The sequence below is a fragment of the Paraburkholderia sp. HD33-4 genome (assembly GCF_021390635.1).
GTDB lineage: Bacteria > Pseudomonadota > Gammaproteobacteria > Burkholderiales > Burkholderiaceae > Paraburkholderia.
In genome coordinates this window covers 1,498,866-1,516,331 of the sequence record NZ_JAJEJS010000002.1, presented here as the reverse complement: position 1 = coordinate 1,516,331, position 17,466 = coordinate 1,498,866, and the positions used below count along the sequence as shown (strand labels likewise).

20 protein-coding genes are annotated in these 17,466 nt (G+C 63.6%); 7 read left to right on the top strand and 13 right to left on the bottom strand.

The window, feature by feature from the left end; all coding sequences use genetic code 11:
• Positions 1-189: 189 nt before the first annotated feature.
• Together L0U84_RS27065 and L0U84_RS27060 are read left to right on the top strand one after the other, a co-directional pair.
• On the top strand, positions 190-1,179 hold the full coding sequence (locus L0U84_RS27065; RefSeq protein ID WP_233854409.1) for a ferritin-like domain-containing protein: 990 nt from the start codon (positions 190-192) through the stop codon (positions 1,177-1,179).
• A 177-nt stretch (positions 1,180-1,356) separates the two neighbouring features.
• Complete coding sequence (locus L0U84_RS27060; RefSeq protein WP_233854407.1) at positions 1,357-2,154, top strand: sulfotransferase family protein; 798 nt, start codon at positions 1,357-1,359, stop codon at positions 2,152-2,154.
• Positions 2,155-2,251: 97 nt separating this feature from the next.
• Here L0U84_RS27060 and L0U84_RS27055 read toward each other — a convergent pair whose 3' ends face one another.
• The 4 genes from L0U84_RS27055 to L0U84_RS27040 form a co-directional block, all read right to left on the bottom strand.
• Positions 2,252-3,184, bottom strand: a complete 933-nt coding sequence (locus L0U84_RS27055; RefSeq protein ID WP_233854399.1) for a YncE family protein — start codon at positions 3,182-3,184, stop codon at positions 2,252-2,254.
• A gap of 254 nt (positions 3,185-3,438) precedes the next feature.
• Positions 3,439-4,614, bottom strand: a complete 1,176-nt coding sequence (locus L0U84_RS27050; protein WP_233854396.1) for a pyridoxal phosphate-dependent aminotransferase — start codon at positions 4,612-4,614, stop codon at positions 3,439-3,441.
• Positions 4,615-4,830: 216 nt separating this feature from the next.
• Positions 4,831-6,312: an RNA polymerase factor sigma-54 gene (locus L0U84_RS27045; protein WP_233854388.1), complete on the bottom strand. Its 1,482-nt coding sequence runs from the start codon at positions 6,310-6,312 to the stop codon at positions 4,831-4,833.
• Positions 6,313-6,336: 24 nt separating this feature from the next.
• Complete coding sequence (locus tag L0U84_RS27040; RefSeq protein WP_233854386.1) at positions 6,337-6,609, bottom strand: hypothetical protein; 273 nt, start codon at positions 6,607-6,609, stop codon at positions 6,337-6,339.
• Between the two features lie 213 nt (positions 6,610-6,822).
• Between L0U84_RS27040 and L0U84_RS27035 the strand changes: the two genes are divergently transcribed.
• Positions 6,823-7,161 (top strand): BON domain-containing protein, encoded by a 339-nt coding sequence (locus L0U84_RS27035; protein WP_129958370.1) that lies wholly within the window; start codon positions 6,823-6,825, stop codon positions 7,159-7,161.
• A gap of 87 nt (positions 7,162-7,248) precedes the next feature.
• On the opposite strand, the gene L0U84_RS27030 is transcribed toward L0U84_RS27035, so the two are convergent.
• Positions 7,249-7,701, bottom strand: a complete 453-nt coding sequence (locus L0U84_RS27030; protein WP_233854384.1) for a PA2169 family four-helix-bundle protein — start codon at positions 7,699-7,701, stop codon at positions 7,249-7,251.
• Positions 7,702-7,915: 214 nt separating this feature from the next.
• Between L0U84_RS27030 and L0U84_RS27025 the strand changes: the two genes are divergently transcribed.
• Positions 7,916-8,158 (top strand): hypothetical protein, encoded by a 243-nt coding sequence (locus L0U84_RS27025; protein ID WP_233854374.1) that lies wholly within the window; start codon positions 7,916-7,918, stop codon positions 8,156-8,158.
• Positions 8,159-8,281: 123 nt separating this feature from the next.
• Here L0U84_RS27025 and L0U84_RS27020 read toward each other — a convergent pair whose 3' ends face one another.
• The 5 genes from L0U84_RS27020 to L0U84_RS27000 form a co-directional block, all read right to left on the bottom strand.
• Entirely contained in the window at positions 8,282-8,863 is a 582-nt protein-coding gene (locus L0U84_RS27020; protein ID WP_233854372.1) for a glycine zipper domain-containing protein, read from the bottom strand.
• Between the two features lie 98 nt (positions 8,864-8,961).
• Positions 8,962-9,306 (bottom strand): DUF1488 domain-containing protein, encoded by a 345-nt coding sequence (locus L0U84_RS27015; protein WP_233854370.1) that lies wholly within the window; start codon positions 9,304-9,306, stop codon positions 8,962-8,964.
• Complete coding sequence (locus L0U84_RS27010; protein ID WP_233854368.1) at positions 9,303-9,875, bottom strand: DUF4142 domain-containing protein; 573 nt, start codon at positions 9,873-9,875, stop codon at positions 9,303-9,305. The genes L0U84_RS27015 and L0U84_RS27010 overlap by 4 nt, the downstream gene beginning before the upstream one ends.
• 60 nt (positions 9,876-9,935) lie before the next feature.
• Entirely contained in the window at positions 9,936-10,487 is a 552-nt protein-coding gene (locus L0U84_RS27005) for a type 1 glutamine amidotransferase domain-containing protein (RefSeq protein ID WP_233854366.1), read from the bottom strand.
• Between the two features lie 227 nt (positions 10,488-10,714).
• Positions 10,715-11,059, bottom strand: a complete 345-nt coding sequence (locus L0U84_RS27000; RefSeq protein ID WP_233854364.1) for a chemotaxis protein — start codon at positions 11,057-11,059, stop codon at positions 10,715-10,717.
• A gap of 181 nt (positions 11,060-11,240) precedes the next feature.
• On the opposite strand from L0U84_RS27000, the gene L0U84_RS26995 reads away from it, so the two are divergent.
• Positions 11,241-12,548, top strand: coding sequence for a DNA topoisomerase IB (locus tag L0U84_RS26995; protein ID WP_233856823.1), 1,308 nt, complete (start codon positions 11,241-11,243; stop codon positions 12,546-12,548).
• Positions 12,549-12,577: 29 nt separating this feature from the next.
• Here the strand turns inward: L0U84_RS26995 and L0U84_RS26990 are convergent, their stop codons facing one another.
• On the bottom strand, positions 12,578-12,874 hold the full coding sequence (locus tag L0U84_RS26990) for a hypothetical protein (protein WP_233854362.1): 297 nt from the start codon (positions 12,872-12,874) through the stop codon (positions 12,578-12,580).
• Positions 12,875-12,963: 89 nt separating this feature from the next.
• Positions 12,964-13,275 carry a hypothetical protein gene (locus tag L0U84_RS26985; RefSeq protein ID WP_233854360.1) on the bottom strand — a complete coding sequence of 104 codons (312 nt, stop codon included), beginning with the start codon at positions 13,273-13,275 and terminating at the stop codon, positions 12,964-12,966.
• A 301-nt stretch (positions 13,276-13,576) separates the two neighbouring features.
• Between L0U84_RS26985 and L0U84_RS26980 the strand changes: the two genes are divergently transcribed.
• Together L0U84_RS26980 and L0U84_RS26975 are read left to right on the top strand one after the other, a co-directional pair.
• Entirely contained in the window at positions 13,577-14,083 is a 507-nt protein-coding gene (locus L0U84_RS26980; RefSeq protein ID WP_233854358.1) for a PRC-barrel domain-containing protein, read from the top strand.
• 61 nt (positions 14,084-14,144) lie between these two features.
• Positions 14,145-14,558: a DUF3175 domain-containing protein gene (locus L0U84_RS26975; protein WP_233854356.1), complete on the top strand. Its 414-nt coding sequence runs from the start codon at positions 14,145-14,147 to the stop codon at positions 14,556-14,558.
• Between the two features lie 38 nt (positions 14,559-14,596).
• On the opposite strand, the gene L0U84_RS26970 is transcribed toward L0U84_RS26975, so the two are convergent.
• Positions 14,597-17,362 carry a LuxR C-terminal-related transcriptional regulator gene (locus tag L0U84_RS26970; RefSeq protein ID WP_233854353.1) on the bottom strand — a complete coding sequence of 922 codons (2,766 nt, stop codon included), beginning with the start codon at positions 17,360-17,362 and terminating at the stop codon, positions 14,597-14,599.
• Positions 17,363-17,466: the final 104 nt, after the last annotated feature.

Here is a 17,466-nt window from a genome sequence, read left to right as displayed (position 1 = left end):
GCGCTGGAGTCCGTCTAGCCGGATTCTGGAGCAAACCCGGCGCTCGATTCTTGACGCAAGTTTGCCCGGCGTCAACCTTGCGCATGCTTGCATGCCCAACATTACAAAGCGCTTTTCTTCGACGTGGCGTACACCTGCGCAGTCATGGCAGAATCGACAGCGCCTTCGTCGCCTTGTCGAGAATACCCAATGGCCCAACTGGTACTGGATGCATTCGACGCTGCAGCGCTGATCCCCGGCTTTCGCGCGCCGCAACTGCCGCAGGAACTGCCGGACCCCTCGACCCTCGACGCCGCCGACCACGCGATGCGGCACTGGACGAGCGCCGTCAGCGGCCCGCTGCCGCCGGGCTCCGACACGCACCGGCACGAAATGTGCCGCATGTTTCGCGAAACCTTCAATCCATATCGCCCGTCCGTGCTCGCATGGCCGCAGCTCGAAGCCTCCACGCTCCAGCGCATCGTCGAACTGCCCATCTGGGACATCGCCGTGCAAACCGAAGGCAGGGCACGCCTGCGCATGGCGGCCTACGCGGCCTCGCTCGACACGCCGGACCTGCGCGACGCGCTGGCGCTCAACGCGTGGGAAGAAAACCGCCACAAGGAAGTGCTGTCGCGCATGGTGCATGCGTACGGCATCGCGCTCGCGAGCGAGCCGGCTTACGTCTATCCGAAAGACACGGAACGCGCGTACCTCGTGACCGGCTACAGCGAATGTATCGACAGCTTCTTCGCGTTCGGCCTGTTCGAGGTGGCGCGGCGCTCAGGTCTGTTCCCACCGGAGCTGACCGAGACGTTCGAGCCGGTGATGCAGGAAGAGTGTCGCCATATTCTGCTGTTCGCGAACTGGGTCGCCTGGCATCGCGCGCAGCTTTCATGGTGGCAGCGCATCCGCTTCGAGATCAAGGTGGCGGGCGTGTGGGCGTTTCTGATCTGGGAGCGTATCGGGCTCGCGCGTGCGATGGATGCCGAGGGCAACGTCCACGAGCACGATAACAACTTCACGGTCAACGGCGCGCAGTCGGTGACGGATGTCGATATCAGCGTGCCGGAATTGATGCAACTGTGTCTTCAGGAGAACGAACGTCGATTCGCCGGATATGACACACGGCTGTTGCGGCCCGAAACGATGCCGCGGCTGGTGCGCTTCGGCTTGAAGTTCGCGCGCAAGAAAAAATAAGCCACGCCGACGCACACGCTCTGCTCGTGCGCGCCACCATTCGAGAATTGCGAATCGCTGCCTGACGGGCGACGTCACTCGTGTCAAAGCGAGTGGCGCGGGAGTCATGCCCGCGTCAGGTTGACGCCATGCTGCTTGCGTAAGCTGGGAACCAAAGCGAACGACAAGGAGCGCGCAATGGAGTCCTTCCCGCTGTTCATCATTGGCTCGCCCCGGTCAGGAACGACCTTTCTCTGTTCCGTGCTGAACGCGCATCCTCTGATCCAGCTGACCAACGAATGCCGCGTCTTCGCATTGCTGAAGGACTTCCTCGAAGTCGGCTGCCATCGCGCCGATCTGCTCGGCGAGACTTCGCGCGATCGCCTGTGCACATTCGGCCGTCGGACGCTCGGCGGATGGGTCGAACGCTTCTATCGCGAAGAGCTGAAGTTCGGCGCGCCGATCTGGGGCGACAAGCATCCCCCGTATGCCGACCCCACGGTACTGTCGGGCCGAACGGGTTCGGTCGAACGCCTGCCGCGCTCGGGTTCCTGTTTGCGTCTGATCCGCGAACTGCTGCCGCAGGCGCGCTTCATTCATATCCACCGCGATCCTCGCCACGTGGCCAATTCGCTCGTCCACAAGCATTGGACTGGATCGATCGAAGACGGCATCCGCGTGTGGGGGCAATACGTCGGCGAGATCAACGCATTCTTCGAAGAGATACCGGCGGCTCACGCGCTGAGCGTTTCGTACCGGAAGGTGATCGAAGAACCGCGCGCGACGGCGGCCAGCATCGGGCAGTTTCTCGGCCTCGCGGATGCATCGCCGATCAGCGACTTCCTGATCTCGCAACGCAGTTCACCGACGCCGTTCAGCGATCCGGTGACCGATATCGGCGATCTTTATCTGATTCCCGATACCGCCGCGAGCGACGACACGCTCCTCGCTCTCGCGGGAACCCAGGCGCGACGGCTTGGTTATGCGGCCGCTTGAGGTGGCCGCTTGAGGTGGCCGCATCGACTGGCGGCATCCGATGCCGATATGACGCGGAGTTGCCCGGCCACCTTCGGGGCAACTCCGCTTGCAGCACTTACACGTCGGCGTAATCGATACCGGTCAGCGGACCGAGATGGGCAACCGTGGTGAAGTGCGCCGCACGCTTCGTATCGATGTCCAGTTCCCGCACGTTGCCGCCCAGGTCCGTCACGAACGCGCGGCGCCCGCGCCGATCCAGCGATACGCCGATGCCTTCCTGCAGCTCACGCGCGAGCACTTCGCGATCCGCGAGGCCCGACGCGGTGATCTTCGCGCGATTCAGCGTGTTGCCGTCGTACCTGTCGTCGCCGCGATCGGTCCAGTAGAGGACGCCGTCGCGATGATCGATGTCGAGATCGATCGGCTCGGGCAGACGGTCGAGCAGGCACTCGAGATCGGGACGCGCATCGGGTTGCGCGCCGGCAGGCAAGTCGATGCTCGCCCGGAAAATCCGGCCCTCGCCCGCATCCGGCGGTCCCTTCTGCGTCCAGTAGAGGTGGCCGTTCGGCTTGTCGAGCGCAATGCCTACGCAATGCCGGGTGGCATCGCCGGTATCCTCCGGGAAATTGCCGGTGCGCACGAGTTCCGTCACCTCGGTGCCGTCCATGCGCGCGCGCATCACGCGCATGCCTTCGCGGTCGCACCAGTAGAGGTATCCGCCCTCCATGTCCAACGCGAGTTCCTTCGGCGTTCCCGCGGCACCTGATGGCACCAGCACACGATGCTCGCTGCCGTCGAACTTCGCGCTTTCGATCGTGCCGTCGTTCGGCGGCACCGCGCCGGCGACCGGATCGCCGTCGATCAGATGGATGCCGCTACCCATGTTGGTCCAGTACACCGTCTGGCTTTCGGCATCGACCTTGATGCCGTCGGGTGTACGCATCAGATTCGCGAGCACCACCTCGTGCGAACCGTCCGGCCACAGCGCGATGATCGCCGGTGGACGTGCCTGCAGGACGTACAACGTACCGCCATTCTCCGTAGCCACAATAAGTACCCTCCATCTGATCGTCAGAACGTCGTCGGATTGCTGGAGCCGGTCCGTGGACCCGCCACTGCGCGCGCAGTGGCCGACAGGCTAACGCAGGTTGCGTGAGAACTTTGTGAATATGCGGCGCAGGATCAGACCGGGGGGCGAGGCGGGCGGTATTGCGATGTTAGAACGGCGTCTTTTCGGCGGGCTTACCTGGCACTGGCCAGGTAAGCCCGCCCGATTCTCCACAAACGCCGACTCACGCCCTCTCAGCCCCTCGTCCCTTCGACGAACCGCGCGATCCTCTCGCATGCCTCGATCAACCGATCCTCGCCCACCACCAGCCCCAGCCTGACGAATCCGTTCGCGGTCTCCCCGAACGCACTCGCGTCGAGCACGGCCACGCCTTGCGCGCGAAACAGCTGCCACGTGAACTCGGTCGTATCGAGCCCGGTCCCGCTGACGTCGACCATCACGAACATGCCCGCCTCGGGCAACAGGCACCGCAAGCCCGGCACGCGATGCAGGCGCTCGAACACGACGTCGCGCCGCCGCCGGTAGATCTCGCGGATATCGGCAACGATCTCCGCCCTGTTCTCCAAAGCCGTCAATGCAGCCTGCTGGATGAAACCCGGCAAGCCATACAGCATTGCGAGCGCGAGCCGCGCCATGTGCTCGATCAGCGTCTCGGGCCCGATTGCCCAGCCGACGCGCCACCCCGCCATCGCATGCGACTTCGACAGGCTGCCGAGCGTGACCGTGCGTTCAGCCATGCCGGGCAGCGACGCAATGCTCACGTGATCGCGCTCGAACGTGAGCTCCGCATAGACCTCGTCGGACAGCACCCACAGGTCGTGCTCGCACGCGAGCCGCGCGATCCGCTCGAGATCCGCTCGCTGCATCACGACGCCGGTCGGATTGCACGGGGTCGCGAAAAAGATCGCTTTGGTGCGCGGCGTGATCGCCGCTTCGAGCGCGTCGCAGTCGACGTGAAATGCGCGCGCCCGGTCGACCGGCACCGCGACGAGCGTCGCGCCCGCCGCGCGCACGCAGGCCTCGTAGGTCAGATACATCGGTTCGGGAACGATCACTTCGTCGCCCGCTTCGAGCAGGCACAGCGACACCGCGAACACGCCGTTTTGCGCGCCGGCGGTCAGCACCACGTTGGCGGCGCTCGTGTCACGGCCCGTCGTGCGCGCGTGCTCGGCGGCGATCGCGGCGCGCAGCGGCTCGCGACCGGCCATCGCCGTATAGTGCGTATCGCCGGCGCGCAACGCATCGACGGCGCGCTCGACGATCGGTGCGGGCGTCGAAAACTCGGGATCGCCGACGCTCAGCACGATCACGTCTTCGCCCCTGGCAGCCGCCTGCTGCGCGACCCGATGAATTTCCCACGCCGACGTGCGCCGCCCTTGCAGTCGCTCGACCAGATTCGAATACTTCATTGCGCTCATCCGTTGTTGTGCCGATCCGTTGCGCGGATCTCTTTCCATTCGACCCGCCAATGTAAAGGCACGCCGACGAAACGTCCAGATACGAAAAAGGGTCATGCGAGCTGAGAACCTCGCATGACCCTGTGCGCAATGTACTGCTGTTTGAATGACTACCTGGTTTCCCCCCCGCCAAACTTCATTGCCAACCCCCGTCAAAGCTTCGCCGCATCAAAGCTGCCGGCGTAGTTCCGCAGGCGGCACCTTCATCAGGTGCCGGTATTTCGCCACCGTGCGCCGCGCGACCAGTACACCCTGATCCGCGAGCATCTTCGCGAGCGTCACGTCCGACAGCGGATCGCGCGTGTTCTCCGCGGCAATCATCTCCTTGAGCAGCGCGCGCACCGCGGCGGCCGAGCAGGTGCCGCCGCTTTCGGTGCCGAGCTCGCGCGGAAAGAAATGCTTGAACTCGAAGATGCCGCGCGGCGTCGCCATATATTTGTTGCCCGTCGCGCGCGAGATCGTCGATTCGTGCAGGCCCAACTCGTCGGCCACGTCGCGCAGCACCATCGGCTTCAGCGCGATTTCGCCGTACTGGAAGAACGCCTTCTGATGCGCGACGATGCATTCGGCAACCCGCTGAATCGTATCGAAGCGCTGTTGCGCGTTGCGGATCAGCCAGCGCGCTTCCTGCAACTGCTGCGCGAGCGGCGAACGGCTCGCGCCGGCCGACTGCGCGAACAACTGCGCATACATGCGATGGATGCGCGCCCTCGGCTGCACCGCCGGATTGATCGACACGACCCACTTGTTGCGCGCTTGACGCACGATTACGTCGGGTACCACGTAGTTGTCCTCGGCACGGCCGTAGCAGTTGCCCGGCTTCGGATCGAGCTTGCGCACCAGCGCGCAGGCCACGCGCAATTCCTCCGCGCTGCAGCCGATCTGCTTTTGCAGTTCGGCCTGCTCGCGGCGCGCGAGACGTTCCAGATGATGCTCGGCGATTTGCCGCGCGACGTCACGCCCCGGCGTACTCGCGGACAGCGCATTGATCTGCAGCGCGAGGCATTCCGACAGCGAACGCGCGCCGAGCCCAGGACGATCGAGCGACTGCACGAGGCGCAACGCCACCAGCAGTTCTTCCTCGGTCAGTTCGGGTTCGAGATCGACGCTGTCGGCCAGGTCTGCGAGCGACTGCCGCAGATAGCCGTCGTCGTCGAGCGCCTCGATGATGAACCGGGCCACCGCGCGATCGCGGTCGTCGAGCCGGTACAGCCGCAGTGCATCGTGCAACTGCTCGCGCAACGTGGGTTGCGAGCGAGCCCAATCGGCGGGGTCGCTGCCGTCCGCGTCACCGTTCTGGCGCGTCGAGCTACGCGAACCGTAGTCGCCGGAAAAGTCGGCGGGCATGTCGTCCTGACCCGCGCTGTCGAGCGTTTCGGTACCGGCGCCTTCGGCCTGCTGTCGGTCCGGCCCGGCGGCGGCAAGCGTATCGGCGGCGGGCAGCGCGCCGGCGTCTTCGCCCGGCGTCGTGCTGGCGAGCGCGACGTCCTCCGTTTCGGATGAGTCGTATTCAAGGAACGGATTGGTATCGAGCGCCGTGCGCAATTCCTGCTGGAACTCGAGAGCCGACAATTGCAAGAGCCGCACCGACTGCTGTAGACGAGGCGTTAGTGCAAGAGACTGCCTTGTGCGTAGTTCGATTGAAGGCATTGCTGTGATCCCGTTCGTTAGTAGTCAAAGACTCAATGAGCCGAGTTCACTCTCCAACGCAACGTCCGTACCAGCTTGCGCAAGACGCTGTTTTGATTGCGCTTTGTTTATTCGGGCGAATGAATTGCGCGCAGCGCGCGCGCCCGTTTTTACAAACAACAGGCAATTTCCGGTCCCTTTCTTTACACCCTCGGTGACCACGCGCGTTACCGCGCCGAAATCCGATTCATCAGTCGAAAATCCCTGCCAGTCGCGGCTGTCCCGGCCGGCATGGATTGGCGCAATACCCTCGGGCACGATGGTTGCGGAGCATTGGTGTGTGGACGGACGCCGCCCTTCGCAAACGCGCCGATCAGGAGCGGATACGAGCCCAGCGTCCGGTGTCGAGAAACGGGCCCCCTGAAGGTACCGTAGCGGCGACGCCCCCACGTGTGTCATCAGCGGCTTCGGCCGCGATCGGCCACCGGCAACAAGACCGCCATTTTTCATCAACACCTGAAGGAGAGAACCATGAAGACGATCCAGCTTCTGAAGACCGCGGGCAGCATCGCCGTCGTCGCGTTCGCGTTGAACGCGAACGCCCAGACCAGCACTTCGGCCCCGCCCGCGGCGTCGGAGAGCGTCGGCCAGCATATCGACGACGGCACCATCACGACCAAGGTCAAGGCCGATCTGCTTGCCGCGAAGAACGTCAAATCGACGCATATCCACGTGAAGACCCGCAAGGGCACCGTCTGGCTCACGGGTTCGGTGCCTTCAGCCGACGACAAGACCGCCGCCGAAGATGTCGTGCAGAACGTCAAGGGCGTGGCCAGTGTGAAGAACCATCTGAAGATCGCGGCCGACTGATAGCCGCGATTGGCCGACGCCGATTCGACTGAGTGGAACGAAAAAGAGCCGGCAGTGCCGGCTCTTTCCATTGCAATGACGTGTCGATCAACGCTTCATCGCCGCATACTGGTCGCGCAGGTCGCGCACGCGATCGTGCATTTGCAGCACGCCCTGATACTGCCGCTCGACGATTGCCCGCACGTCCGCCGGCAAATCCTTTTCGAGCGCGTCGTGATAGCGTTTCTTCGCGACGTCTTCGCCCTTTTCGCACTCGGCGAGAATTGCATGGTCGCTGCGATCCGACACCGCCGATTTCACGTCGACCCAGCCGCGATGTAGCGCACCGCTCATGCTGCCGCCGGTTTCGGGCTTGCCGCCCAAGCTCTGAACGGCATCCTGCAACTCACGCGCGCCGCGCGAGCAGTCTTCGGCGCTCGAGCGGAACAGCATCTTCAACTGGTTGTCGTGCGCATCGTCGGCTGCCTTCATAAAGCCCTTTTCGCCATCCTTCGACGTTTCGACCAGATCATTCAATACGGAAACAACGTTGGTAGCCATTCATTACCTCCAAGGGTTTCGTTGATCGCGGAATCCGCCGCGCGGAGCTTTTTATGTGCCTCGCGATAAACCGGTTCGGCGCGCGGCGGGCGGCATTTGATAGTCCGCATGACGCGTGCCCGACATAAGCTCGGCAAAACTCATCTAGCTTCGAATGGCACAGCAGTTGCTGCTCGAATGCGCTCGGCAATCTATAACGACAGGGAGAATTACGATGAAAAAAACCGGCAGCTTGATGTTCTTAGCGGCGGTCGCGGTCGTCAGTTCGGCTACCGCGATGCAGATTCGCGCGCACGTTGCACTGCCCGACCCGGCTGCTGCCCAGCCGCGAGCCACGATGTCGACGTGCGGCCGCGCGAACGACGGCATTACGCCGGCTTCATGCGAGCCAATGCATGGCGAAAGGCAACTCGAACGATGGCAGGCGCCGCACGATGCGCGGCAACTTTGGGTGTAGCGCGACGGCGAAACGGCGCGAGAAACGGCAAACGCAAAACGGAAACGGAAACGGAAACGGAAACGGAAACGGCCCGATGATCGTCACCAGGCCGTTTTTCGGAGGTTTGCCGCGTCGCCTAAATCACGCGTGCTTCTCCGCGAATTCATTGATCGGCTCGGGCGTCTTCCGCGGATCGAAATCGGCCCAGCGGCCCTGCTGCCAGCGCCCGGTCGCCTTCTCGATCGACGTGCCGCCCGCTTCACGCAGCACGCGCGCGGCGTCCAGCTGATTGTCGGGCGACACGTGGGCGGCGACGAGCACGCCCGAATCGCGCACCTCCTCGTGATACGGTACGCGATGGTCCGATTTGGCGTGCTCCCTGGTACGCGACATCGCGCCGACCAGCGAGCCGACATACGCGCCGACGCCCGCCGCGATCAACGACACCAGCAGCGGCGCTGAAAACGCCGCGAAGATCGCCACGCCAACTACCGCGCCGATCACCGCGCCGATCGTCACGCCCATGCCCGCGCCCTTTGGCGCTTCTCGCGCGCCGGGGTCGGTATCGGTGTCGCCGCCGATTGCGAAACGCGCATGCTGGCCGCGCGGATTGACGAAAAACAGCGTGACGTCCTCTTCCACGAAACCTGCGTCGAAAAGCTTCTGCGCCGCACTTTCGGCAGCCGGAAAAGTCGTGAAACGTGCTGCGACGATGAGTGACATAAGGCCTCCTTATCGTTAACTAGCGTTCGCGGACCCTACCTTCGCCCGGTGGCGCGCGTCAGGAGCAGCGCGCCCGGTCAGCGCGGCACGCGGCAGCGTTACGCCGCGGCGCCGCGATCCGGCTCCATGCCTTCCACTCTGAACAGTCCGCTATGCAACACTACGCCTTCTCCATTGTTCTGGTCGAGCGCTTCCGCGCAGACCGAGCGGATACGCTGACGGCCTTTATCGAAAGCGGCCATCAGTGCGGCTTCGAGCGCGGATTGCGCGCCGAAATGATCTTCCAGAGCCTCGGCGGTGATCGCGCAGACCACCGGCTCGCCATCGACTCGCGCTAGAAAGCGCACTGTCAGATTGGCGCCGTCGAAAACCGGTTCGTCGTCAGGAAAAGTGATCTGCATCAGAGAGTCCTCATAAGCAGGCCGTGGCAGGATCGCGTTCATGACGAGCCTTTCAATTTGCCGGCCAGTTGCTGCGCCATCTCGAGGTGATGCTTGATGGTCGGCAGCGCTTGCGCGGCCGCGGCCTTCAGTTGCGCGTCGGTGCCGCTGCCGCTTTGCTGCTGGAACAGGTCCACCGCGCGCTGGTGCGCTTCCACGCCGATCTGCTCGACGTAGGCTTCATCGAACTCGGTGCCCTTCAACGTCTGCAGTTTGCCGACCAGCGCGGAATCCGCCGACGGCGTCGGCTTGAAGCCCTTCTTCGCGACCAGCCCAGCCATCGCGTGCGACAGCTTCGTGTGGTCGGTGATCATCTGTTGCGCGAACTTTTTGACCGCCGGATTACTGGAGTTCTTCAGCGCGATTTTGCTGGCGGCGATTTCAGTGGCGTCCGACTTCGATGCGTCGAGCACGAACTGCTGATCGGCAGGCGACAGCGTCGTGCCACCGGCTGGCGCGGCACTCGCGGGCGCGTCGCTCGCCTGCGCGCAGGCTGTGCCGATCGACGCCGCGCTCATGCCCAGCAAGGCAAGCGCGCTAATCAGCACTTGTACGGAATACCGGAATTTCATGCATTTTCTCCCTGTCGAATCACCGATGCGCAGGCGCCCTAGCCAACGCGCCGCCTTCGATCAAGCCGCCTTGCGCTTCGTCAATTGCCCGATCAGCGTCTTGTTGAACGCGGGAAGGTCGTCGGGTTTGCGGCTCGAAATCAGATTGCCGTCTTCGACCACTTCCTGATCGACCCAGGTGCCGCCCGCGTTGCGAATATCGTCCTGCAGGCTCGGCCAACTCGTCACCGTGCGCCCCTTGATGATCCCCGCGGAAACCGGCAGCCATGTGCCGTGGCAGATCACCGCGATCGGCTTGTTCGCTTCGTTGACCGACTTGACGAAGGCCTGCGCCTGCGGCAGCAGTCGCAGTGCGTCGCCGTTCACGACCCCGCCCGGCAGCACCAGCGCGTCGTAGTCGTCGGGACTGGCCTTGTCGAGTGTCGCATCGACGTCGACGGCGTCGCCCTTGTCGACGTGTTTGAAGCCCTGGATCTTGCCCGGCTTCGCCGAAATGACGTGGACCGTCGCGCCCGCCTCGGTGAGCGCGCGTTTCGGCTCGACGAGTTCTGCCTGCTCGAAACCGTCTACCGCGAGTACCGCTACCTTGCAGCCATTCAGTGCGTCAGTCATGCGTCCTCTCCTTGCGGCGCCGCGCTCATGCGGTTGCCCGTTATGCATGTGCATAGCGCGGTGCCTTCGCTAAAGGGTTGATCCGCAAAACACGTGCCCGGGTCGGAACCGGTGTTCAGCGGGCTTCGTTACGTTGGCGTTGCATCGACGCAGCGGTTGCGCCCGTTTGGCGCGAGCCGCTTCAGGTGCAAAGCGCGGGTGCAAAGCGCGGGTGCAAAGCGTCGCGGTCAAACGTCGGTTTCGTCTTCGCCGGACCGCTCGGCGCCCGGCGGCACTTGTGGATCGACGAGGTGGTCCGTGTCGATATCGCGGTCGAACTCCAACGTCGAATCGCCATCGGCCGACGCGCGCTCGCCCGTACCCGAGCGATCGGTATCGCTGCCGAGTTCGGCGTCGCCGGTTTCGAGCGCGTGATTGTCGAGTTCGGTATCGACGTCGAAAGCGTGACGCTTCGCGCCCGCCACGTCGCTGCCGCTATCGGACGAGTCGCTCGGACCCAGCGCGCCCGTCGTGCCGGACGTTTGCCTGACGGTCTGCTGCGGCTCTTCATCGGGGTCGAGTGTGCTGCTCATAAAGGCTCCGATTCCGGTTGGTCACATCGGCATTTCCGCAAGGACCGTTCCGCGTCGGCGCTCGGGGTGCTTGTCAATGGCATCGCCCTTGCTTCACGGCGATCAGACGGCACGCATCGGCACGCATTGCGCCGACTCGCTGGACCGATCCGAACCACGCTTGAAACTTCTACCTGCAACGATGGCTACCGCGACTCATTCCGCGAACGCACCACGCAACCCGACGACCGCGAACGGCACCACCGCGCCGCCACAGATGCCGCCGGGACTGCGCCATGCCGACGACACCAGGCCCGGCTATACACGCAAACTCGACCGCGACGGCTTCATCTATTTCGACGTGAACGGCAAGCGCATCGTCGACGAGGACGAGATTCAACGCATCAATTCGCTCGCGATTCCACCCGCCTACGAAGACGTATGGATTTGTCCCGATCCGCGAGGTCATCTGCAGGCCACCGGTCGCGACGCGCGGGGCCGCAAACAGTACCGCTATCACCCGCGCTGGCGCGAAACGCGCGACGCCGACAAGTACGATCGGATGGCCGAGTTCGGTCGCGCGTTGCCGAAGATCCGCGCGCGCGTCGCGCGTGATCTGAAGCTGCCGGGCATGCCGCTCGACAAGGTCGTCGCCGCCATCGTGCAGTTGCTCGACACGACGCTGATCCGCATCGGCAGCGCCGAATATGCGCGCGATAATCAGTCGTACGGATTAACGACGCTGCGCAAGAAGCACGTGAAGATAAAGGCCGGCCAATTGCGCTTCCAGTTCCGCGGCAAGAGCGGCATCGAGCACGACGTGACAGTGGAGAATCCGAGCATCAAGCGCATCGTGCGACGTTGCGCGGAGCTGCCCGGTCACGACCTGTTCCAGTATCTCGACGAGGACGGCGCACGACACAGCGTCGGCTCGACCGATATCAACGACTACCTGCGCCGCGTGAGCGGCGCTGACTTCACCGCGAAGGACTACCGCACGTGGGCCGGCAGCGTGTACGCGCTTGCGGCGTTGCGCCGGTTGATGTGCGGCAGCGCCGCCGAGGCGCGTCGTCATATCGTCGCGACCGTCAAAGAGGTGGCGACGCTGCTGCGCAATACGCCCGCCGTGTGCCGGCGCTGCTATATCCACCCGGCGATCATCAGCGCGTTCGAAGCCGATGAGTTGCAGAGCCTGGCTCCTGGCCAATCGCGCCGCGGACTGAAGGTGGATGAACAGGCCTTCGCCGTTCTGCTCGCGCTGGCGGAAAAACGCGCGGCGAAACTCGCGCGCGCATCTGGTGCGAAAGGACGCAAGACGCGGGAATCGTCGGTCAACGACAGCATCAACGGCTCGCTGACGAGTCTGCTGAAAAAATCGCGCGTGGTGCGCAAGCAATCCGCCGCCGCGAAACGGAAAAGCGTCGCGGCGCATCTGCACGCCGGTGCCCGCGTTCGTACGCCTCGCGCCGCGCGGGAAACGCCATCCGATCCGAAACCGCCGACCCGGTGACGGATTCAAGGATCAAGCGACAACGTCTCTCAAACATCTTCCTCGAACGCCGCCATCACTAGCCACACGTCGCGTTCACCATCGCGTATTTCGGCCGCCAGCGCATAGGCATCGCGTGCCGAACACGCGCGAGCGAGCGTGTTGTGCGCGACTTCACCGTTGTCGAACACACGCTCCGAGAACCGCCGCACTTCCTGCTTGCCTTCGAACATCGGCTGTTGCCGGCGATACACGAGCGTCTCGGACTTCCAGTTGCGGAAGCACTCACGAACGTGCGCGAAGTCCCCGCCGCAAATGTTCGCCTGATAATGAATCTTCTTCGTCACGACTTTCTCCCCCTCGATGCGGAGCGCGGCATCGCCGGCGCGTTACGGTGAACGCAACGGCGCATTGCCGCGACCGCATCGATCCAGCGTTACTGTCCCTTCGTATCGCTACTGGCATCGGCGCCGGGTGTGTTCGTCGTATCGGTCATCGGCTTCTTTGCCTTCGACTTCTTTTGATGATGCTTCATCGACGAAGTCGAACCCGCGGTGCTGCCCGTGGCATTCGACGCGGGCGCGTTGCCCGCCGTGGGCGCGGCGGTCGCGGCGCTATGCGAGTTGCCGCCGCCCGCGCCGCTATTGCCGTTGCCGCCGCCCGCCTGCGCGAACGCGGCGCCCGACGCGAGGGCGCCCGACGCGACCACACATGCCGCGGCCAGCCATGCTTTCGGATACTTGCTCATCTGAGTTCTCCCTGAAGTAAAAAGGACGGGTGTGATCCTTCTGTTCCCCACTGCCATCGCTGCACGTCGAGCAAGGCCTATGCCGCGCGATGGACTCAACGCATGCTCGCATCACGTTTTTTTGTGGTCGGCGCTTGCGTCGGCATGGACGAAATAATTGCAATCGCGCTCGCATCCTTTACGCATGCGGCGCCTCGTCGCGCGGATGCGTCGCGCGCCAAGGCGCAATGGCGCCGCACGGATCGATGGAACGGCCGTTGCTAAATGCCTCGGTACATTCACCCCTTCAAAGGAGTCCATCATGATCATGCAGACCCAGACGCAAGGTGCCGACATCGTTGGCAAAGGCGCCGCAACCGCGGAAGGCCCAGGCCCGGATGTCATGGCCGCGGCGACGCTCGACGGCAACAAGGTGATCAGCAGCGACGGCGAGCACATCGGCAAGATCAAGGACATCATGCTCGATGTGCGTTCGGGCCGCGTCGCTTATGCGGTGCTGTCGAGCGGCGGCTTTCTCGGCATCGGCGACAAGCTGCTCGCGATTCCGTGGAATGCGCTGACGCTCGATACGGAGGAAAAATGCTTCGTGCTGAACATGGTGGCCGAGCGCGTGCAGAACGCGCCGGGATTCGATAAGGATCACTGGCCATCGATGGCGGATCAGACGTGGGCCACCACCGTGCATCAGTACTACGGCAGCGAACCGTACTGGGGCGGCGACGTCTATACGAGCCGCGACGACCTGGCGGTCCGTGACATTCCTCCGGGTTCGGCGGAGCTGCCGGAGTCCGGCGGCGTGAAACTCTGATCGCCAGACCGACCGTTTTCGAGGCGTGGCCCGTTCGACATTTCGCTTCAGGGAGAACACAATGGCGACCCGAAAGTCCAGCAGCAGATCGAAACGCCCTGTGTCGCGCGGCAAGTCGGGACGGCCACCGCGGCAGCGCCACGCGCAGGCGCGAGCCGCGCATCGCGCGAAAACCGCGAAGTCGAACGGCGCCTCAGGCGCGAACAGATGGTCGCACCACGTCATGGAAACGAGCGACGCGATGGACATCCAGAAGGATATTTTCAAAACCGGCAGCGCGGGGTCCATCGCGCGATCGTTGAAGCATTCGTCGACGGCGAGTCGTCGACGCAAGGGCTCGCCGTTTCAATCGGCGATGTCGATGCTCAATTTCTACATCAATCGAGCGGGCCGAAACCTGCCGAAGGAGCGGCGCGATACGTTGCAACGGGCCAAGCGCAAGCTGCGTGAAGCATTTGGACGCGAGCCGCGATGATGTGAGCGGGTGGCGGCGCAATCAGGCCGCGCAGCGCTTCAGTCGGCCCCGGGCTGAATGCCGAAGGCACTCTGCACGGCCTCGAATCGCGAATTGACGTTCAGTTTTTCGAACACGTTCTTCATGTGCCATTTGACCGTCTCGGGCGCCAGATTCAACGATCGCCCGATTTCCTTGTTGGACAGCCCGCGAGCGACGTAGCCCAGTATTTCGAGTTCTCGCGCGCTCAGTGTGCCCGGCGTTATCTTCGTGTCGGCATAGCTCGACGACGAAGATGGCGTGTTATCCGCATCGTCGAAAGCCGACAGCAACGTGTCGATATAGGTGGTGTGCCCGGTCGCGATTTCCGATGGCGTACGGCGAAAACGTTCAAGCAACGCACGCATCGGCGGCCCCTCGTCCACGAAGCTGCCGATCAAGCCCATCGCACCGCCGATCCTAAGCGCGCTTGCCAGCGCGGCGAACGCCTGTTCCGAAGCGCCGTTCTGCTCATGCGCGAGAGCAAGCAGCAGCGAAACGCAGGCCTCGGCATAACGCCAGCCCAGCGCAACCAGATCGTCGAGTGTGCGCGTAAGAGAACCAATGGCGTCCCCGGCGGCATTTTCAGCGAGCAGTACGCGGGCTTGCAGCACACAGTAGCTTGCCCACGTTTCCATGGCCGAGCCCCGTCGTCCTTCGCACATCATCGGTACGCTCGCGCTCAGTTCGTCGGCGACCTGTCGCGCCTCGATCACTCTATCGTCGGCAAGGAGCTGCCTGACGGTCTCCGCGTCGCAGGCGAGTTTCAGACGCAACCAGCGACGCGTTATCGCAACCTGCCGTCCGTCTTCGAGAACGGCCAGTGCCGGCCCCTTCTCCCCCTCCCGCCACAGCAGGCGCGACGCGGTAAGCATATAGCGCATCAGCGCAGCGAGCGGTGCGGTCTCCAGAGCGATGGTCATGCGACCGTCGATCAACTTCCGCGCCTTGGACAACTCGTTGCACTCGTAGTAAATCGACCCGAGACAACCGGCTACCGCGGCCGCGCCCGCCGACCACTCCCCCAGCTTGTCTTCGGAGTACCGCAGCGCGACCTCCATCACCCGTCGCGCATCCGGGAGTTCACCGTGGATCAGCGCGGCAATGCCGTACACCGCGTCGCGCAGCATATCCGCGCTGTTCGGCTTCCGGCTGAGGCCCACCTGATCGACTCGCGCTCTCCACACGCGGGATATGTAGGCGAACTGCCCTCGATACATCAGACCGAAGATCTCCGCGGTTTGCCCATATTGGCGTACCCAGGGCTCCGCAGGCGCAGTCGATGCCTCGACGGCCCGCCCGAGTTCCAGCGCATGTTCGCTGTCGTCGTTCACACAAGCGATCACCGCGCGGATCGCGGTGATCTCCGCCCATGCGCTTTGGTCGGCTACCGTCCGCTGATCACGGGCCATCCGCTCGAACTCGTCGGCAATCTCGCCGATCTCCTTCGACGCGCGCGCTGTTTCGAGCGACATCGCGAGCGCCCATGCTTTCGCGAGACGCAAGCGCAGTCGACCCACGATCACATCCGGCGGAAGTTTGCGAATCCAGCCCGGCAGCATGAACGGGTCGCCGCGATGGAGCATCTCCATCGCACAGTTTTCGGCCCACTGCGCTGCCTGCCCGATATCGCCCGCGGCCAGCGCATGTCGCACGGCCTCGGCCCACAGGCGCGCCCGCGCGAACCAGAGGCTGGCCCGGCGATGCAGCAACGGAACCTGTCGAGGCGTCTGACGCATCAGACGGCGGCGAAGCGCATCGCTCAGCAACGCGTGATAGCGATACCAGTTCTGCGTTTCATCGAGCGGCCTGATGAACACGTTATGTCGCTCGAGCCAGTCCAGTTTCTCCCCGCTCTCCCCTTCACCGCCCATGACTTCGTCGCACAGCGATGCGGAAAGCCGTTCGAGAATCGACGTGTACAGCAGAAACGTCAGCATGTGCGGCGGCAAATGCGCAAACACCGTATCGTCCAGATACCGATCGATACCGAGGCGGGAACCGGCGAGATGACCGGCGAGCGCGGCCACGTCGTCGACCCGTTTCAGTCCGAGCGAAGCCAGTTGCAAACCGGCCACCCATCCTTCGGTCGCGCTGTTCAGCAACTCGACGCTGTGGCGGTTGAGCAGCGCGTTACCAGTGTGGTCGAAAAACGACTGGGCTTCGTCGAGCGAAAAGCGCAAATCGTCGACATTCACGCGCGAGAGTTGGTCGGGCGAGCGCAGCCCGCTCAGCGACAGCGCCGGCTCCCCGCGCGCGCCGAGCAGCACGTGCAGGTTCTCGGGTGCGTAGCGCAGCAGGCGTGACACGATCGCGAGAACCGGTTTCGCGCTCAGACGGTCGACGTCGTCGAGCACGAGGAAAACGCCGCGGCCATATGCGGCGATGCCATTGAGCAACACTGAAATGACCGTTCTGACCGGCGTGTGGGCATCGTTATCGAGGAGTTGCTGTGCCTGCCACGCGACATCCTTCGACGCACGACAAAGTGCCGCCACCAGATAGGCGCCGAGTTGCTGCGGATCGTCGTCCTCTCCATCGAGACTCAGCCACCCGACGGGACGCTTCTTTCTTGCTTGCGCTTCGCTCCACGCGGCAAGCAAAGTCGTTTTGCCGAAACCCGCGGGCGCGGTAACGAGCGTAATGTGACGTGGGCGTCGTTCATCGAGTCGCCGAAGCAATCCCGGCCGTTGCACGCAACCCGCGGGAAGACGCGGCGGCATCATCTTGGTCTGGATCAGCGACACGATCCATTCACGCTCGAAGCTATCTGCGGGTGTATTCATGAGTGGTCCTCTCACCGGCTATCCGTGAGAGGCATCGAAGAATTTTTGTGAATTGTTTTTTAAGATACGCCGAACCGTGTGACGACTCAACGCGGAGTTGCGCG

Excerpts from the sequence above, each read along its gene's own strand:
- L0U84_RS26975 (WP_233854356.1), top strand. The coding sequence starts at position 14,145 with ATGGCGACCCGAAAGTCCAGCAGCAGATCGAAACGCCCTGTGTCGCGC.
- L0U84_RS27000 (WP_233854364.1), bottom strand. The coding sequence starts at position 11,059 with ATGAGCAGCACACTCGACCCCGATGAAGAGCCGCAGCAGACCGTCAGG.
- L0U84_RS27030 (WP_233854384.1), bottom strand. The coding sequence starts at position 7,701 with ATGGCTACCAACGTTGTTTCCGTATTGAATGATCTGGTCGAAACGTCG.
- L0U84_RS27045 (WP_233854388.1), bottom strand. The coding sequence starts at position 6,312 with ATGCCTTCAATCGAACTACGCACAAGGCAGTCTCTTGCACTAACGCCT.
- L0U84_RS26970 (WP_233854353.1), bottom strand. The coding sequence starts at position 17,362 with ATGAATACACCCGCAGATAGCTTCGAGCGTGAATGGATCGTGTCGCTG.
- L0U84_RS27005 (WP_233854366.1), bottom strand. The coding sequence starts at position 10,487 with ATGACTGACGCACTGAATGGCTGCAAGGTAGCGGTACTCGCGGTAGAC.
- L0U84_RS27060 (WP_233854407.1), top strand. The coding sequence starts at position 1,357 with ATGGAGTCCTTCCCGCTGTTCATCATTGGCTCGCCCCGGTCAGGAACG.
- L0U84_RS27010 (WP_233854368.1), bottom strand. The coding sequence starts at position 9,875 with ATGAAATTCCGGTATTCCGTACAAGTGCTGATTAGCGCGCTTGCCTTG.
- L0U84_RS27025 (WP_233854374.1), top strand. The coding sequence starts at position 7,916 with ATGAAAAAAACCGGCAGCTTGATGTTCTTAGCGGCGGTCGCGGTCGTC.
- L0U84_RS27015 (WP_233854370.1), bottom strand. The coding sequence starts at position 9,306 with ATGAACGCGATCCTGCCACGGCCTGCTTATGAGGACTCTCTGATGCAG.
- L0U84_RS27065 (WP_233854409.1), top strand. The coding sequence starts at position 190 with ATGGCCCAACTGGTACTGGATGCATTCGACGCTGCAGCGCTGATCCCC.
- L0U84_RS27035 (WP_129958370.1), top strand. The coding sequence starts at position 6,823 with ATGAAGACGATCCAGCTTCTGAAGACCGCGGGCAGCATCGCCGTCGTC.
- L0U84_RS27020 (WP_233854372.1), bottom strand. The coding sequence starts at position 8,863 with ATGTCACTCATCGTCGCAGCACGTTTCACGACTTTTCCGGCTGCCGAA.
- L0U84_RS26995 (WP_233856823.1), top strand. The coding sequence starts at position 11,241 with ATGGCTACCGCGACTCATTCCGCGAACGCACCACGCAACCCGACGACC.
- L0U84_RS26980 (WP_233854358.1), top strand. The coding sequence starts at position 13,577 with ATGATCATGCAGACCCAGACGCAAGGTGCCGACATCGTTGGCAAAGGC.
- L0U84_RS26985 (WP_233854360.1), bottom strand. The coding sequence starts at position 13,275 with ATGAGCAAGTATCCGAAAGCATGGCTGGCCGCGGCATGTGTGGTCGCG.
- L0U84_RS27050 (WP_233854396.1), bottom strand. The coding sequence starts at position 4,614 with ATGAAGTATTCGAATCTGGTCGAGCGACTGCAAGGGCGGCGCACGTCG.